The organism is Alkalihalophilus lindianensis (genome assembly GCF_032843265.1).
Lineage (GTDB): Bacteria > Bacillota > Bacilli > Bacillales > Bacillaceae_D > Alkalihalophilus > Alkalihalophilus lindianensis.
This window is the reverse complement of the sequence record NZ_JAWJBA010000003.1, coordinates 272,856-291,587: the sequence shown is the minus strand read 5'-3', so window position 1 is coordinate 291,587 and position 18,732 is coordinate 272,856. Positions and strand designations below refer to the sequence as shown.

General features: G+C 38.0%; 14 protein-coding genes. 6 read left to right on the top strand and 8 right to left on the bottom strand.

Annotated features, from left to right (window positions below; all coding sequences use genetic code 11):
• Window positions 1–19: 19 nt before the first annotated feature.
• The 6 genes from RYX56_RS11450 to RYX56_RS11425 form a co-directional block, all read right to left on the bottom strand.
• Window positions 20–1,105, bottom strand: a complete 1,086-nt coding sequence (locus tag RYX56_RS11450; RefSeq protein ID WP_317122183.1) for an AI-2E family transporter — start codon at window positions 1,103–1,105, stop codon at window positions 20–22.
• 158 nt (window positions 1,106–1,263) lie between these two features.
• Window positions 1,264–2,310, bottom strand: a complete 1,047-nt coding sequence (locus RYX56_RS11445) for a LacI family DNA-binding transcriptional regulator (protein WP_317122182.1) — start codon at window positions 2,308–2,310, stop codon at window positions 1,264–1,266.
• Window positions 2,311–2,453: 143 nt separating this feature from the next.
• Complete coding sequence (locus RYX56_RS11440) at window positions 2,454–3,296, bottom strand: sugar ABC transporter permease (protein ID WP_317122181.1); 843 nt, start codon at window positions 3,294–3,296, stop codon at window positions 2,454–2,456.
• A complete protein-coding gene (locus RYX56_RS11435; protein WP_317122384.1) occupies window positions 3,296–4,585 on the bottom strand; it encodes a sugar ABC transporter permease in 1,290 nt (429 codons plus the stop codon). The genes RYX56_RS11440 and RYX56_RS11435 overlap by 1 nt, the downstream gene beginning before the upstream one ends.
• A gap of 83 nt (window positions 4,586–4,668) precedes the next feature.
• The gene (locus RYX56_RS11430) at window positions 4,669–5,952 is read right to left on the bottom strand and encodes an extracellular solute-binding protein (RefSeq protein WP_317122180.1); all 1,284 of its coding nucleotides are present in this window, start codon (window positions 5,950–5,952) and stop codon (window positions 4,669–4,671) included.
• A gap of 100 nt (window positions 5,953–6,052) precedes the next feature.
• Window positions 6,053–7,735 (bottom strand): glycoside hydrolase family 13 protein, encoded by a 1,683-nt coding sequence (locus RYX56_RS11425; RefSeq protein ID WP_317122179.1) that lies wholly within the window; start codon window positions 7,733–7,735, stop codon window positions 6,053–6,055.
• A gap of 249 nt (window positions 7,736–7,984) precedes the next feature.
• On the opposite strand from RYX56_RS11425, the gene RYX56_RS11420 reads away from it, so the two are divergent.
• The 5 genes from RYX56_RS11420 (at window position 7,985) to RYX56_RS11400 (ending at window position 15,475) form a co-directional block, all read left to right on the top strand.
• On the top strand, window positions 7,985–9,736 hold the full coding sequence (locus tag RYX56_RS11420; RefSeq protein ID WP_317122178.1) for a glycoside hydrolase family 13 protein: 1,752 nt from the start codon (window positions 7,985–7,987) through the stop codon (window positions 9,734–9,736).
• 79 nt (window positions 9,737–9,815) lie between these two features.
• Window positions 9,816–11,189: an MATE family efflux transporter gene (locus RYX56_RS11415; RefSeq protein WP_317122177.1), complete on the top strand. Its 1,374-nt coding sequence runs from the start codon at window positions 9,816–9,818 to the stop codon at window positions 11,187–11,189.
• Window positions 11,190–11,336: 147 nt separating this feature from the next.
• A complete protein-coding gene (locus RYX56_RS11410; RefSeq protein ID WP_317122176.1) occupies window positions 11,337–12,020 on the top strand; it encodes a GerMN domain-containing protein in 684 nt (227 codons plus the stop codon).
• A 190-nt stretch (window positions 12,021–12,210) separates the two neighbouring features.
• Window positions 12,211–13,194, top strand: a complete 984-nt coding sequence (locus tag RYX56_RS11405) for a TAXI family TRAP transporter solute-binding subunit (protein WP_317122175.1) — start codon at window positions 12,211–12,213, stop codon at window positions 13,192–13,194.
• Window positions 13,195–13,516: 322 nt separating this feature from the next.
• A complete protein-coding gene (locus tag RYX56_RS11400; RefSeq protein ID WP_317122174.1) occupies window positions 13,517–15,475 on the top strand; it encodes a TRAP transporter permease in 1,959 nt (652 codons plus the stop codon).
• A 37-nt stretch (window positions 15,476–15,512) separates the two neighbouring features.
• Here RYX56_RS11400 and RYX56_RS11395 read toward each other — a convergent pair whose 3' ends face one another.
• Complete coding sequence (locus RYX56_RS11395) at window positions 15,513–16,367, bottom strand: MurR/RpiR family transcriptional regulator (protein WP_317122173.1); 855 nt, start codon at window positions 16,365–16,367, stop codon at window positions 15,513–15,515.
• A gap of 14 nt (window positions 16,368–16,381) precedes the next feature.
• Complete coding sequence (locus tag RYX56_RS11390) at window positions 16,382–17,758, bottom strand: aspartate aminotransferase family protein (RefSeq protein ID WP_317122383.1); 1,377 nt, start codon at window positions 17,756–17,758, stop codon at window positions 16,382–16,384.
• Window positions 17,759–17,942: 184 nt separating this feature from the next.
• Here RYX56_RS11390 and RYX56_RS11385 point away from each other — a divergent pair, with 184 nt between their 5' ends.
• On the top strand, window positions 17,943–18,707 hold the full coding sequence (locus RYX56_RS11385; protein WP_317122172.1) for a hypothetical protein: 765 nt from the start codon (window positions 17,943–17,945) through the stop codon (window positions 18,705–18,707).
• Window positions 18,708–18,732 lie beyond the last annotated feature (25 nt).

The following is an 18,732-nucleotide window of genomic DNA, read 5'->3' as shown; positions in this document are numbered from 1 at the left end:
TCATACCTTTCATGTGCTATTAATCCACTGGGCGATTCCGTAATCTGAATAAGCGATATACATGCAAAACAATTACTTTCCCAACAGCGTACGTTGGCACTGCTAACAATAAACCAAGTAATCCTGCAAAGCGGCTCGCTACTAGGAGCAATAAAATAATCGTTAATGGATGAATATCCAATTTCCGACCCATTACTTGTGGAGAAATAAGATTACTTTCAATTTGTTGAACGACAACCACTACTATAATTACGAGTAATGCCATAAAGGGGGAATCAAGAAATCCTACAATGACACCCGGAAACGTCCCAATCCATGGACCAATAAAAGGAATAACATTTGTAAACATCGCAATTAACGCTAATACAAGTGGATATTCGATGCCAATAATTAAGTAACCAATATACACTAGAATCCCAACACAAATACTAACGATGATTTGACCTTGTATATAGGAACTTAAGGCATAATCCATATCTGATAAGATGCTTTCGCCTTCTTTTTGATGCTTTCTAGGTAGCAAACGTATAACTTGATTAGGTGCTTTTTCCCCTTCTTTAAGCATGTAGAACAAAATGAAAGGAATGATGATCATGATAATAATAATATTTGCAATAATACCAATTAAGCTAGCCACATTCGAACCAATACTAGACATGAGTCCAGTTAAATATTCCTCAAGTCTAGATGTTATATCTTCTAGAGAAAAATTTTCACTTTCCTGGAAACGTGATATGTATTCATTTTCTTGAACGGCAATAATCATGCCACGAATTTCATTCATAAATTGCGGCCAATTCATTGTTAAGCTCGTAAATTGACTCTGTAATTCCGGACCTACCGTTAAGACTAAAGTCGTAATTAACCCTATAGCTGTTAAATACAAGATTAAAATGGATAAACTACGTGGCATTTTTTTAGAAAGAAGGTTCACAAATGGTCGCAGTAAATAAAATAATACACCCGCTAGAACAATCGGTGCAAAAAGAGTTTGAACCAGTACAACGATTGGCTTAAAGATCCAGTCAACTAAAGAACCTAAGTAAATGATTAACAAAATTAATACAATTCCTATTCCGACGCGAAATGCTTTACCTTGAGGCATATTTTCTAATTCCTTCCTGTTTACATTTAGTCATATTATAGCATAGCCTTGTGAGAATACTGAATAAAACACTTAAATGAAAGCATTATTTGAATCCTCTTATATACCACTTATTCAACACTTCAAAACCTTATAACAATAAAAAAAGAAGGAACAGCTTAAGAGCTGATTTCCTTCTGCGCAACACGCTTACGACAAGTTTGGCGTTTGATGAATTTATGAGGCACAATAACCTTTTTTGTAGGTTGCTTTGGATCATGAATTTTCTTGATTAAGCAATCCGTTGCTTGAAAGCCTAATTCATAAATATGAATATCCACTGTAGTTAACGGAGGGGATGATAGTTCCGAGAGCATGACATTATTAAAGCTTACGACTGACATCTCTTCAGGAACAGAAATCTCCATTTCATCTAACATTCTAAGCACTCCAAGTGCCATCAAGTCATCGGCCACGACTAAAGCAGTTGGTGGCGTTTTTAACGACATCAATTCAATAACAGCTTCTTGTCCACCTTCTTGTATTTCATCATAGTAGACGATATATTCCTGTTTGGATTCAAACCCTGCTTTATGCAGTGCTTGTTGATACCCTTCCTTATGATCTCTTGTCACCACATAATCTAAATTCCCACCAATGAATCCAATATGCTCATGGCCTAATAACAATAAATATTCTGTAACTGTTTTTGCAGCTTTTAAATTATCATTATTCACATAACTAACCTTCATAGCTTCAGCTTCATATGGTCGGCCAATTAAGACAAACGGAAAGTCTTGTTGAATCAGGTAGTTAATGACCTTATCATCAACTTTTGAATAAAGCAGTAGAATGCCATCTACGCGTCGACTTTGGACCATCTGTCTAACTTCTTCTAGAATTTCATTTTCTGTTTGACCCGTTGATAAATAAAGTCCGAATTTTTCAAGATATGCTTTAGAAGTAATGCCACGAATGACCTCAGGAAAGAATGGGTTTTGAAAGGCAATCTTTGCTGAGCTTGGGATAATCACACCAAGTGTATTCGTTTGTTGATTGACAAGGCTTCTCGCATTAAAATTCGGATGGTAGCCAAGCTCTTCCATTGCTTCTCTTACACGTTCCTTTGTTCGTTCACTAATCCTTGAACTATTTGCAATTACTCTAGAAACGGTTGAAGGAGCCACATTAGCAAGCTTAGCAACATCCTTGATGGTAACCGCCATATCAAATCCCACCTTTATAGTCTACCAGTCATCTTCTCTTATTCTTATTGTAACTAGCTTCTCACGCAAGAACAATGCTTTGTATGAGATTATTCTAAAACGATACATAGAGAATGCGATGGATCCCCCCACCGCATCTTGTTTTACCCTTTTGTTGCTCCTGATGTTAAGCCTGTAACAAGGTAACGTTGTAATAATAAGAACACGGTTGCAATTGGAATCGCAATTAAAATCGCACCAGCGGCAAAACGTGTAAAGTTATTAGCAAATTGATCATTTACAAAATTAAATAATCCTAGTGCTAAAGTAAAGTTTTCTGGACTTCTTAAAATAATCCTTGGCAAAATGAAGTCCATAAACGGTGTCATAAAGTTAAAGAGAGCTACTACAGCTAAAATGGGCTTTGCAAGTGGTAACATAATCGTAAAGAAAATGCGGAAATGCCCTGCCCCATCAAGCTTTGCAGATTCATCTAATTCATTAGGAATCGTATCGAAGTAGCCTTTTACTAAGAAGGCATTCATCGGAATCGAAGTCCCTACATAAATGATAATTAAACCAGTAAGCGTATCTAATAAGTTAACTGTATTAAGTAGAATATATAAGGCTACCATCGCCATTAACACTGGAAACATTTGTAACATCAAGAATGCGTACAGTCCGTATGTGCGGCCCTTAAAGCGATAACGCGAGAAAGCGTAGGCTACTAGCGCCACTGTAAAAGTTGATAAAACTGACGTACATACTGCTACTATTAATGTATTTTTATACCACGTTACATAATTACTACGTGGGTTCGTAAATAACCATTCATAGTGAGTGAATGACCAATTTTCAGGAAACATTTTAGCTCCGTATAAACTAGTTCCAGGGTTCAATGATAAACCAATCGTCCAAAGTAATGGATAACCAATGATGATGAACATAATTAACAGAACCCCGTATATACCAGCTACTTCTAAGTTCGATTTTAATTTACTGTTCATTATACGCTTCCCTCCTCTTTAAAGGAACGACTACGACGGAATTGGAAGAAGGCAAATCCAGCTACCATCATACCGATAATAATAGAGATCGCAGCAGCCATACCGTACTGATTCGTCTCAAATGTAAGACCGTACACCCACGAAATCAAAATATCTGTTCCACCAGCATTTTGTCCCCTCACTGCAGGTCCACCCTGGTTAAATAAATAAATAATGTTAAAGTTATTGAAGTTAAACGAATACTGCATGATGAGTAATGGAGCCGTTGCAAACAATACATGCGGCAGGGTAATAAAACGAAACTTTTGAAGTCGATTCGCTCCGTCCATATCTGCAGCTTCATACCAATCACTTGAAATACTCGTTAAGACACCGGTAAATAAAGCAAACACAAATGGGAACCCTAGCCATACTTGAATCATAATTAAAGCTGTTTTTGCCCAGAAAGGATCACTTAACCACGGAATACCCGAACCAAATAATGGGATAATAATATCACGGTTAATCGTTCCAAAATTATCATTAAACATTGCTGAGAAAATTAAGATTGTTACAAAACCAGGTACTGCCCAAGGTAAAATTAAGACGGTACGAATTAATTTTTTTCCTTTAATACGAGGATCATTAACAAGTAAAGCTAAAAACAGAGCTAATATAATTTGCAAGGTTGTAGCTACAAATGTCCAAACTAGCGTCCAAGATAATACAGAAAAGAATGTATCTCGCCAAATCGGAACAGTAACAAGATCAATAAAGTTCTTAAACCCAATCCATTCTAATAAATTTCTTGGGGGTGCGTTATATAATCCGTAGTTTGTAAATGCTAGACCAACCATATACATTAATGGAAAAACAACAGTGAAAATTAAAAGCAATAAACCAGGTGCAGTTAATAGATATGGAAAGCTTTTGTCATAGGCATGACGAAATCCTTCACGAAAACTTGGAGCAGCCCAGCCTTTTTGGATTCTCTTTGCATCCTTGCGTGCATCGATTATGTTGATAACATAAAACAAAATGGCAAATGTGGTGAGAATTAAAGACATAATTCCTTGCGCCAATAATAATCTTGAATCATCAACCCGTGGAATAGTCCCTAACGTGAATAAGCCCCAAAAGCCTATGTTCAAAAAGTTGTAGAATACGCCAAAGAAGGCTGCAAAGAGAATAAAGAAGGCCGATCCTTTTGCATAACGGCGATTATAAAATTGCCCTAAACCAGGCACAACTGAAAGGATCGTGGCAAGATTCGGGTTGTGCGAACGTGGTTCACTATTGGTATTTTTCATCATTTTTTTCCTCCTCTAATGCTAGGATGAGGAGAAGGGTATTAATGAATCAACCCTTCTCCAACCTATTAGGCAGTCAGAGATTAATTAGCACCTTCAGATAATTGAATTTGCTCTTTAATTTGATCTACTGCTTCCTCTAATACTTCTTGTGCGTCTTGACCTTGAGAAATAAACTCAAATGCATCAGCCATTGGATCCCATACTTGAGACATTGCAGGAATGTTTGGCATTGGAACTGCATATTCAGCTTGTTCCACTAGACCAGCACGTAATTCATCATCAATTTCAACATCTGTACGTGCAGGAAGCTCACCAGCTACTTCAAAGTACGTTACTGCATTTTCAGGATTTGTGATAAATAATGCTAATTCAGTTGCCCATTCGATGTTTTCACTATACTCATTTACAAGCCAGCCTTTAACACCTGAGAATGAAGCAAGGTTTTCTCCGTCGATTGTTGGAAGTGGTGCTACCGCTAAGTTGTCACCAAGTGCTTCAGAATATGCTGCAATACTCCAAGGACCTGTTACAACTGCTCCAACTTTTCCATCTTCAAACAAACCATTCATGATGTCACCAGTAATACCTTGTGGTAAGTATCCAGCTTCAAACCAAGATTGAATAAGTTCTGCACCTTCTACTGCACCTTCATTTGCAAGACCAATATCTTCTGTGTCATATGCACCGTCAGCATCTTGATTGAACACATAACCACCATAAGCTTCTAAGAAAGGATATAAGAAGTAGAAGTTAGTTCCTTCCATTAAGAAACCGTATTCATCTGCAGAAGCATCTGTAAGATCAGCTGCAATTTGCTCTAATTCTTCAATTGTTTCTGGAGCTTCAGGAATTAACTCAGTGTTGTACATTAAGCCGTATGTTTCGATAACTGCTGGAATTCCAAGTTGTGCCCCTTCATAGCTTAATGCTGTGATTGCACCTTCTGGGTATCCTTCTAGTTGCTCTTCAGTTAATTCAAGTTCTGCTGCTAACCCTTGAAGATAAATATCACCCATACGATCATTTGGTTGGAAGAATAAATCCGGTCCGCCACCTGATGCTGCATCTAGTGAAAGAGCATCTGTTTGGTCAAGCATAGAGAATGGAGTAATATCTACATTAATACCAGTTTCTTCTGTAAAACGACCTGTGATTTCTTCGTATGCATCAAGTTGTGCATCTTCGTCATTTACCCACATTGTTAATGTATCTGGCTTTTCTGCCTCTGTTACTTCACCTTCTGTTTCCCCTTCACCTTCAGCTGGTGCAGGTGCTGCTTCTTCTTCACGATCAGGACCACATGCTACTAATAAAGCTAGAGCTAATCCCATTACTACTAATAATAAGAATGAACGCAATTTCATTTTTCTTCCCCCTTAACCTTTTTCAATTGTTTTAAGTTCGTTACGAATGATAGATCCTTGCTCTTTCTTACATCACCTCCTTCAACAAATTAAATCTCCCCTACATGAAATAAACACGAGCTTCATAAGGAGTTAAGTGGATCTTTTGGTCTTCAAGTTGATCTTGACTATTAGATTGATTACTAATGAATAATTTAACGCTTTCACTTACCCACTCTTTTGGGACTTCATAAGGTTGTTCTTCTTTTGTGAAGTTCAAAATAACTAGTATTTTTTTACCTTGCCACTCTCTTGTGTAGCTATAAATTGAATCATTTTCTATATCAAGTGGACTATACACTCCATAAACCATGATAGGGTGTTCCCTACGAAGTTTTATGAGGTTACGATAATAATGTAAAATTGAATCAGGGTTTTCTTTAGCTTGGTCTACGTTTATCTGCTTGTAATTAGGGTTAACTTGTAGCCAAGGTGTCCCTGTTGTAAAGCCCCCATGGCTCGATGTATCCCATTGCATCGGCGTTCTAGCATTGTCACGCCCTTTCATAAAGATCTGCCTCATTACCTCTTCATGTGCTAAACCTCTACCCTCGGTTGCTTCTTGATACATATTCAATGTTTCAATATCTTGATAGTCTTCAATTGAGTTGAATTGAACATTTGTCATCCCAATCTCTTCGCCTTGGTAAATGTAAGGAGTGCCTTGCAATGTATGAAGAAAAGTCGCAAGCATTTTTGCCGATTTCTCTCGGTACTTCTTATCGTCTCCAAAACGAGAAACCATTCGAGGTTGATCATGATTGTTCAGGTAAAGACTATTCCACCCTCTACCTTGTAACCCCAGTTGCCAGCCATCTAAAATGCGTTTTAATTCCCTCAAACTCCAAGGTTTTATGTCCCACTTTCCACCCGGGCCAGAATCAACATCCATATGATCAAATTGAAAAACCATATTCAATTCATTTCGATCTCCCCCAGTGAATAATGCTGCATCATCAGGAGTTACACCGGGTGTCTCCCCGACCGTCATAATGTCATAATTAGATAGAACTTGCTCATTCATCTCTTGTAAATACGTATGAACATTTGGACCATTCAAGAATTGACTACCTGCAGGTTGATAAGGTGACTCTTTAGATATTTCTGCGTTAGGTAATCCCTCGGCTTTTGAGATCATGTTGATAACATCCATCCTAAAGCCATCGATCCCTTTATCTAACCACCAGCTCATCATTTTATACATTTCTTGACGTAAAGAAGCATTTTCCCAATTGAAATCTGGTTGTTTTTTAGAAAACAAATGGAGAAAGTATTCATTCGTTTTTTCGTGATATTGCCAAGCTGATCCACTAAAATGTGATTCCCAGTTGTTTGGCTCCCCTCCCTCTTTCGCAGGTCTCCATATGTAATAGTCCCGATATGGGCTTGTTTTAGAAGATGCCGACTTTACAAACCATTCACATTCATCACTCGAATGATTTACAACCAAATCCATGATCAATTTCATATCACGCTGATGAATTTCATCAAGCATTTTCTCCCAATCATCCATGGTTCCAAATTCTTTCATGATTGCATAGTAATCTCTAATATCGTAACCGTTATCATCATTAGGTGAATCATAGACTGGACTTAACCAAATCACATCAATTCCTAACCACTTTAAATAATCTAATTTACTGATAATCCCTTGGATATCTCCAATTCCATCTCCATTACTATCTGCAAAACTGCGAGGGTAAATTTGATAGACTACGCTTTCTTTCCACCACTGTTTGCTCATCTTTTGAGTCACATCCTTTATGCCATAATCAGAGCAATCGTTTGCACAATCCAATAAAAAAATATGCAATCGCTTTCATGTATGCTTTTAGGTAATTATACATAGAATCATAGATTTAGGCAACCGTTTTCATTTTAATTTTTCGTATTTTTTATGCGATTGACAAACGTTTGCATTCCCGTCTTGACATCATTAAATCGTTTTCATACGCTTAGTGTAAACGATTGTTCAGTTAACAGGAGGGGTTTGATGTTTAAAGAAGCTGTATTTCACCGACCTAAAAATGAGTTTGCCTATGCCTATGATGACAAAACATTACATATTCGGTTAAGAACCAAAAAAGATGACATCGATGATGTTGAACTGATACATGGAGACCCTTATGAGTGGAGCGACGAAACAGGATGGATATTCCAAAAAGAAAGAATGAGAAAAACGGGCAGTGATGATTTATTTGATTATTGGTTCCAAGAAGTCATCCCCCCTTTTAGAAGGTTAAGATATGGCTTTAACTTACGTTCTAATGAAGAGGAATTAACTTATACAGAACGAGGTTTCTTCAATGACTCCCCTCGTGATCCTGGTTTCTACTTTTGTTTCCCTTTTTTAAATGAGGCAGATATTTTTCACCCTCCAGAATGGGTAAAGGATACTGTGTGGTATCAAATCTTCCCAGAAAGATTTGCAAATGGAGACCCTTCTACCAACCCTAAAGATACTCTTCCATGGGGAAGCTGTGAACCGACTCCTACCAATTTCTTTGGAGGAGATCTTAAAGGAATTGAAGACCACCTTGATTATTTAAAGAGCCTAGGAATTACCGGCATTTACTTGACACCTATTTTCAAAGCCCACTCTAATCATAAATACGATACAATTGATTACATGGAGATTGACCCCCAGTTTGGTGATAAGAAAACGTTCAAATTATTTGTTGAACGTTGCCATGCAAAAGGTATTCGTATCATGCTAGATGCCGTCTTTAATCATTCAGGCTTCTATTTTGCTCCCTTTCAAGATGTGGTAGAGCATGGTGCGGAATCATCCTATCGTGATTGGTTTCATATTCACGAATTCCCATTAAAGGTAGATGAGCGACCGAATTATGATGCATTTGCTTTTGTTCCTTCGATGCCAAAATTAAACACTGAGCATTCTGAGGTGAAGACATATTTACTTAAGGTAGCCACCTACTGGATTAAAGAGTTTGATATAGATGGCTGGCGCTTAGATGTAGCTAATGAAATTGACCATGCATTTTGGAGAGACTTTAGAAAAGAAGTTAAAGCCATTAAACCTGATGCTTATATATTAGGAGAAATTTGGCACGACTCCATGCCATGGCTAGTAGGTGACCAATTTGACGCTGTTATGAATTACCCTATTACATCAGCAATTGTGGATTATATAGGGAAGAAATCGATGGATAAACAAACATTCATTGAACAGACAACAAAATTGCTTCATCTGTATCCAAAACCTGTTCAAGAAGTAGCCTTCAACCTTTTAGGCAGCCATGATACCCCTCGCATCCTAACGTTATCAGACGATCAAAAATATCGAGTGAAATTGCAAGTCCTGCTACAATTTGCTATGCCAGGTACACCATGCGTTTATTATGGAGATGAGATCGGGATGCAAGGTGATGGCGATCCTGGGTGTAGAGAGTGCATGATTTGGGAAGATGACAAACAAGACAAAGACTTGTTTGCCTATATGCAACATATTATTTCTTTACGTACTAAATATGAAGCTTTTGGGGCTCGTGGGGAATTACGATTTATTCCTACTCAAAGTGACTCTCCTTTGCTCGTATTTTTGAAATATACCGAGTCACAGCAGCTTCTATTCATTCTGAATCCCCATGATACAGACGAAAAATACCATTTACCTGAAGAGTTCAATAGTCAAAACAAAAAAGAGTTATTAACATACACAGAGCATGACCCTTCACAATCGATTACAATAGAAGCTAACCAAGCTAAAGTATTTTTGATTTGAAGATATATAGAAGAGCGGTTAAGTACCGTTCTTCTTTCTTTGTAGTGGTACATGCTCTACATAATAGGTGGGGATCAATTTGTCAAATAAGGAAAAAACCGCACGAAATGCTACATTGTTTGCTTTAACGTGGCCGATTTTTATTGAAATTCTTCTACATATGCTTATGGGGAATGCGGATACTTTAATGCTAAGCCAATATTCTGATGATGCGGTTGCTGCTGTAGGAGTTTCAAATCAACTTCTTATGGTGATTATTGTCATGTTTGGATTTATTGCTACTGGAACAAGTGTATTAGTAGCCCAACATCTAGGAGCCGATCAAAAAGAAGATGCTGGCAAAATCGCCGTTGTTTCGATCATCGCTAACCTTCTTTTCGGAGTTCTTCTTAGTATAGCGCTATTTTTCATAGGTCCCTCCCTGTTATTAATCATGGGGTTACCAGAAGAACTGCTTAGAGAAGCAACCCTTTATCTACAAATTGTTGGTGGATTTTCATTTATTCAGTCCATCTTGATGACAATTGGAGCTGTACTACGAAGTCATCGATTCACAAAAGATGTCATGTATATAACCATTGGAATGAACATTTTAAATGTCATTGGGAACTACTTATTTATATTCGGGCCATTTGGCATTCCAGTATTAGGAGTTACCGGTGTAGCCATTGCAACAACCATCAGTCGAACATTAGGCTTATTTGTCATTATAGTGGTGCTTCTTTACCGCTTAAAAGGACAATTACCGTTCACCTTTATTCACCATACCTTTCCTAAATATGAATTAAAAAACCTATTAAAGATCGGGATCCCTTCAGCTGGAGAGCATTTGTCTTATAATGGTTCCCAATTAGTTATCACCTTTTTTATTGTCATGATGGGGACCGAGGCCCTGACGACAAAAGTATATACACAAAACATTATGATGTTTGTTTTGCTATTTGCTATTGCTATTGGACAAGGAACTCAAATTATTATAGGACATCAAGTCGGAGCTAGAGAATTGGATCAAGCTTATAAACGTTGTATCCGCAGTTTAAAGATAGCCATCTTTGTCTCTACCTCAATGGCCATTGTTGGCTATCTTTTTAGTCGCCCGCTTCTCTCAATCTTTACAGATAATGAACAGATCATCGTTGCTGGTAGCATACTTTTACTCCTTACGATTATTTTAGAACCTGGAAGAGCCTTCAATCTTGTTGTTATTAACTGCCTTCGTGCTGCAGGAGACGTTAAGTTCCCCGTTTATCTTGGGATCTTGTCGATGTGGGGTGTTAGTATTCCAGTTGCTTATTTCTTTGGAGTCCATCTTGGGCTTGGTCTAATTGGTGTATGGATTGGTTTTATTGCGGATGAATGGTTAAGGGGTGTGCTCATGTTATGGCGTTGGCGTCAGGGACAATGGCGTGAAATGTCCTTTGTTGATCCAGACAAGCGCTCAAAATCCATGTAAATAATTCTAGGTCAAAAGACTAGATCTTAATTAATGATTGAAATTCATTCGTTATGTTGTAAAATTTAACTAGCAGGGTTGTTCTACCATTATAGGAAAGATCATCTAACAATCTTGTATGTATTTACATAACGAGGGGGAGAAAAAATGAAAAAGATAACTTTGATGCTACTTGCACTTCTATTAATCGTTTTCTTAGCGGCATGTGGGCAAGGCGAGAATACAATCGATTCAAATGAATCAACTGGTAACATCGAATCAGAAGAGAATGAGGATGCAGTTGAAGAAGACACTGCTGTAGAGGAAGCGACTGAAAACGATGATTCGACAGAAGAGATCGTTGAAGAAGAAGCATCCGAAGAGGAAACGACTGAGGAAGATTCTACTGAAGAACCAGTAACGGATGAAGCAACGAACACACCCGTTTATCTATTCTTTGCAGACGATCAAGTGATGGACATATACAAGGAAGAGCGTTCAATTGTAGCGGTAGATGAGGATTTATTTAAAGCCACTTTTGAAGCTTGGGTTCAAGGCCCTGAAAGTGACAACCTAGTATCCCTCATTCCTAATAATGTGGAAGTTCAATCGGTTGAAGAACAAGAGGGAGTTGCTCATGTATCCTTCTCATCGGACCTATTAGATGCTCAACTTGGTTCTGGTACTGAAGAAATGCTATTGCAACAAATTGCATTAACCATGAAACAATTTGGTTTCTCTTCAACTAAAGTGCTAATTGACGGTGAAGAGCATCCGGAAATGTTTGGACATATTGACACAAGTTCTGCAATTGAAGCTGGTAATGTAGAAGATATATCAGCAGCTGAATAATCTTACGGGGTCGTCCTATTTAGTGGACGACTTTTTTTGTCCTTTAAAGTTATGTCGTTTTACATAGTTAGAAGTCCTTACAAAGAGATTATTTGTTTTGCTTTGACATTGTTTTAGATTTTTGATTAAATGATAATATGGTATGAACACGCCTTCATACTGATAACTACATAAATAAGGGGGAAATTCGATGAAAAAGAAATTTGCTTTTTTATCAGCTGCATTGCTATCTGTAGGAATGCTTCTTGGTGCCTGTGGATCTGATGGTGCAGGTGGGGACGAGGACTTCAAAACGGACTTGCAAATGGGTACTGGTAGTACAGGTGGTACGTACTATCCATTAGGTCAAGAAATGGCAAATGTCATGAATGACAATGTTGATTTTGAAGATTTTAATGTTAGTGCTGTAGCGTCTGGTGCCTCTGTTGAGAACCTTGGTGGTATTTATCAAGGAACGATGCAACTAGGTATGACTGTTCACATCCCTGCCCTAGAAGCTCTTAATGGTGAAGCTGACTTTGAGGGAGCCGAAGTTGATAACTTTGGATTCATGGGTCATATCTACCCAGAGGTTATGCAAGTTGTGACCACTGAAAACACTGGAATCACTTCAATTGCTGACCTTGAAGGTAAGCGTGTAGCAATTGGTCCTGCTGGTAGTGGAACACAGTCTGCTGCAAAACTAATCTTAAGTGCATATGGTCTTGAAGATGGTGACTATCAAGCATTTGAAGAAGGTTTTGGGGACGCTGCTGCTCGTTTGCAAGATGGTCAATTAGATGCTTCATTTGGTTTACTTGGTCTTCCAGCAAGTAACATCGAAGAACTAGCTTTCCAACGTGATGTTGTTTTACTTCCTGTTGAAGGCGAAGCACTTGACACGATTCTTGAAAATAGTGACTATGGTCATTTAGAAATTCCTGCTGACACATATGAGTTCTTAGATGGACCAGTTGATGCGATTACTGCATACGCAATTTTAGTTGGTTCAACTAACCAAATTAGCGAAGAGCTTGGCTATGAGATCGTAAAAGGTCTTTACGAAAATGTAGATAGTATCTCTCATCCACAAGGTGTGCATTTAGATCCTGAGAATATCTTAAATGGTTCTGATGGTCTTCCTTTCCACCCTGGTGCTGAGAAATACTTCCAGGAGCAAGGTATTCTTAACTAATAAGTAAGATGAACGCAGGGACTGGGCATCTAATCTGTCCAGCCCTTTTTTTAGTCAATCATGAACGAATTTCGGAGTTGTACAAGCATAGATCTGCTACTCTACTCACGACATGCGGACGTTGCTAATTAGGATACCCAACTTCTAGAATGAAGCCCGAAGAAAGGGTAAGCACGATACGATAGTCTAGAGAAACGAACAGACAAAATCATTTATTACCGAAATACGTGAATGCAGTATTAGACACTTTGTCAAACTATACTTTATTGACGTGTACTTTTTCTTCGAGATTTCAATTTTTCTCTAGGTGGTGAAAAGGAATATGACAGAAACAGCAGACAACAAAAATCAAGAATTATTAGCTAAATATGATAAAGAATCTGCGTATCGTACCGACTTACAAAAATGGACATGGATCGTTACAATCTTAGCTATTTCCTTAACAGTTTTCCAACTATACACTTCATTTCGTGGTCCATACGTTACGCTCATTCAAGGTGCCATTCATTTAGCAGGTGGCCTATCTCTAATTTTTATTTTGTATCCAGCCAAACGCACCTTTTTAAAGAAAAGAGGCGTTCCTTGGTATGACGGAGTATTAGCATTACTAGCACTTGGAGTGAACTTTTATATTGTCTTTGAATATAGACGTTTAGTTAGTAATCAAGTGACGATTTTAGGTTATTCTACGTTGGACATCATTGTTGCAACTCTTGGGGTTGCATTAGTTCTTGAAGCCACAAGACGAGCAGTTGGTTTACCAATTGTTATAATTGCATTAGTGGCACTTGCCTACGGTTATTTAGGAAATGTTTTTCCAATCCCAGCATTCCAACACTCCGGCTTTACCTTTGATCGTCTAATGACAAGCATGTTCTTCAATACAGAAGCAATTTTTGGAACGCCAATTCGAATTTCATCTACATTTATTTTCCTCTTCCTCTTCTTTGGAGTTATGTTAACGAAAACAGGAATCGGAAAATTCTTTAATGACTTAGCATTCGGCGCGACTGGTCGAATGACTGGTGGTACAGCGAAAGCAGCTGTTACAGCAAGTGGATTACAAGGGATGGTTACAGGTTCTTCTGTTGCCAATACTGTTAGTTCTGGTTCCTTTACAATCCCAATGATGAAACGTGCAGGATTTAAACCAGAATTTTCAGCAGCTGCAGAAGCATCAGCCTCTACAGGTGGGCAAATTATGCCACCAATCATGGGGGCGGCGGCCTTCATCATGGCAAGTAACACAGGTGTCCCTTATCGTGAAATTATTTTAATTGCGATTATTCCAGCCCTTCTTTATTTTGCAGGTGTATTTATGGGAACACACTTTGAGGCCAAGAAACAAGGTATTCTTGGTTTGCCTAAAGAACAGTTGCCAACGTTCGGTGGAATCGCTAAGCGCCTTGACTTATTAGCACCTCTTATTACAATTATCGCTATGCTTTACCTTGGTTATACAGCCACCACAGCTGCCTTATGGGGAATCGGTGCCGCATTCTTTGTTAGCTTATTCCGTAAAGATACAAGAATGGGCCCGCGTGATATTTTAGATGCCTTAGAACAAGGTGCACGTGTTGCTCTTCCTGTAATTGCTGCCTGTGCTTCAGCTGGTATTATCGCTGGAATTGTAACGATGACAGGGCTTGGAGGGAAGATTGCCGGGGGAATTATTGACTTAGCTGGCGGAATCTTTTTCCTTGTTCTGTTCTTTACAATGATTGCGTGTATTCTACTAGGAATGGGTCTACCTACAACTGCGAACTATGTAGTAACAGCTTCGATGGCAGCACCTGCACTTATTGCTTTTGATGTTCCCATTATAGCTGCTCACTTCTTTGTATTTTACTTTGGGATTGTAGCGGACATCACACCGCCTGTTTGTCTAGCCGCCTACGCCGGAGCAGGGATAGCCAAGGCGAATCCAATGAAAGCAGGGATTACTGCCTTTAAGCTCGCCATTGCAGCGTTTATCATTCCGTATGCATTTGTATCCAATCCTGTACTCTTACTACAAGATTGGACATGGGCTACTTTAATTCCGGCACTTATTACAGCATTACTCGGTATGGCTGCCGTTAGTGCATCTCTAATGAATTATTTCCTAGCAAAACCTTTAATCATTGAGCGTATCTTACTATTCGCTTCAGGTCTTGCCCTTATTTATCCAAACAACTTAGTGATTTCGTTATCTGGTCTTGGCATTTTTATTATTATTGCAGGTATCCACTTCTTGCGTAATCGCAAAAATGATCCAGGTAAAGGATTAGCTACTTCTTAATGAGCTTTGGGGCTTGCATTCGTGCAAGCCTCTTATTTTAATTATAGAAGATATCAAAAGTATCCCAAAGTTTCTCAAGCTCTTGTAAACGCTTCTCTACTTTTATATGCTCATTTCGTGTAACAGCTGTAATAAGAGCATTAACTAAACATATGGGCGCTGTAAACGAATCGATAAATGAGTTGATTTCAGTAGACGTGTGGAAATTCAAGTCTCCATATGGTACTAAAGGGGATAACGGATGATCAGTAATTACGATGGTTTTCACTTTTTTTTGCTTCACATAATTCAATGCTTCTATCGTTCTTTTTGTATACCTAGCAAAACCAAAAGCAATTACCAAGTCGCCTTCTTTAATATCTAAGAGATGTTCACTCATACCATCTGCCTGTTCGATAAGCTCAGTATTTTGTAGAACAAGGTCTAGATAAAAACTTAAGAACTTCCCTAAGCTCACTGCACTACGATAGGCCAAAATATAAATTCTTTTTGCCTTTATCATCTCTTCTACCGCTTCATCAAACACTTGTTGATCGATTTGAGAAAATGTCAACTGAAGGTTGGTTATATCACCTTGAACGAGCTCTGCAAGAGGATTCGTTGGTTCTTTTATGGAAGGCATTGTTTGTGCGAACATTTCTGCTGAAGTCATCTTCATTTGCAATGCACTTTGAAGGGCTCTTTGTAATTCTGGATACCCGCTATACCCCATTGATACTGCAAATCTAACCACCGTTGCCTCACCTACATCTGTTAACTTAGCTAATTTAGAGGCTGTAAGAAAAGGTCCTGTTTCCGTATGTTTTAATAAGTAACTCGCAATTTTTTTTTGAGACTTACTCATCTCTCCTTGCTTATTAATCATTCGTTGGTAAACTTCACTCTTCAACATAAATAAACTCCCTTTTAAAGGCCATCTAGCACTCGTTCAAATGCAGCAATTGTTTTCTCAACCTCTTTTTCTGTATGAGCTGTTGATAAACTATAACGATTTAGAGGCTTCGTATAAATACCTTCTGTCATTAACCTAAGGTCAATTTTTCTACGCATGTATAAATCACTTGATTGTAGTTCTCGATAATCCAGTATCTTTTTTTTGTTTGTTAGTACAATATTGAAAATGGATCCTTCACCAACAGCTTTCATTGCTATTGATTTAGTTTTAAAAAGATGAGTCAGTTGTTCTTTTAATTCATTCGTCAATTCAAAAACGTTACTACTCTCTTTTGTCAGCACATCCATCGTAGCTAAGCCTGCTGCTAATATTGTTGGGTGCCCATTGTAGGTACCACTATGAAACAAAACATCTGCTGCATCGGACTTTTGACTTTGACTAGGATCAAACACATCTGCTGATTGACGTGGAGCACTCAGATCCATAATGTCATCAAGACCACCAACAATCCCCACAGGAAACCCTCCCCCTATCACTTTTCCTAATGCAGTAAGATCAGGTTCAATTCCATATAGTTCTTGTGCGCCACCTAAGGCTACTCTAAACCCTGTTTTCACCTCATCAAATATAAAAACGATGCCTAATTCTTTTGTTAGCTTACGTAACCCCTCAATAAATGGCTGTTCAGCTCTAATAAACCCACCTTGCAGTGGTTCAATGATGAGAGCGCCAATGTCCTTTTGTTTTTTACGTAATATTTTTTCACAGTTTTCTAAATCATTAAAAGGAAGAATTACCGTCTTCTGCGTATGGCTTGAAGCCATACCTTTAGACTCTAGAACTGAGTATGGCTCTTCTTTAGGTCCTGCTTGGTTTAAGGATGGATTGACACTGACTAATACCTCGTCATATCCCCCATGATAATGCCCTTCAAATTTAGCTAACCCATCTTTTTGAGTATAGGCTTTAGCCAAACGTAGAGCAAGTAACGTTGCTTCTGTACCTGAGTTTGTATAACGTAGCTTCTTCATACTTGGATAGAGCGATTGAATACGGTGAGCCATTTCAATTTCGTGTCTGTGTGGCGTTCCAAATAATAGCGTTCCATCATTATTCATCTGTTCAAAGATGGCTTCCTTAATCGTTTTGTTCCCATGACCAAGCATAAGAGCACCATAGGAAAGTAAATAATCGATATATTCATTCCCATCGACATCATACAAATAAGCCCCATTAGCTTTTTGCATCACAATTGGATTAGGTTGGAAATACTTAATATTTGCTGTTACTCCACCTGGCATAACAGTTGACGCTTTTTCCATAAATAGTTGAGAGTGCCTTGTTTGATTTTTATACAGTTGGTCACCATCCATCGTATCAGTAATCATTGTTTTCACTCACTCCTCATCAAGAAATATATAATTCATTATAATTTAATTTGAAATATTTATTTCATTATACCGATTTACTCTAATTTTTTAAAGCTCTAATTTTTCAAAAATGATTCATTTTCTTTTGAGCAGCTAAAGTTTTCCATGCTAAAATAGTAGAATAACTGCGAGGTGAACATGAATGAAGGGGTATCTTTTTCTTTTTTTTAGCGTTTTTTATTTAACAAGTTGTCAATTAGCTGCTCCAGATTACGATCAAATAGCCCTTTCAACTGCTCATGATCAAAACAGGCATATTAAAATAGAACTAATTGATATTAAAGCAAATGATCCCAGCGATTCTTCCGGCTTCTATGTTGATGTTTTAGTAACTTCCCTTCATCCTTCCTATGATGTAGGGGACGACTTTTCGTATACAATGGATCGCTTTATCTCTAGCTCTCCTGACCTTATGCATGAAGCCACATCTATAGAGACTCTGAGCCATACAAAAGAAGGCACTCTTCTTGAATTTAATCAGGTATTAATAAGACAATTCTTTAACGAAACACTCAAACAGGGTGAGCATCTTCTAAACATTCCGTTTTATGTAAAGCCGCTTTATTATGAGCAAAATATTACATTTGAAGGCTTGTCGCATGATACCAAGCAAATAGAGAAGAATGACTTTCGAATTTCTTCAATTGATGTGGAAGGACACCAGCTTTTATTAACAGCTTCTGATGTGCATAACTTAAAAGGTGTGAATGTAGCATTATTAATCAACAATGAACGAATCCATCCAACTTATACAACGACAACTTACAATGAAGAAATAAATCAATTACAAGGGGTATTCGAATTTACCCAAGCCATAGAAGAACCATTTGATTTAACGATAAGACGCCACAAAATCGAGGAAAAAGTATGGACCTTTATGTTACCTACCACCGTGATAGTCCCTTAATAATAAGAAGGCTTGAGGAATGTCC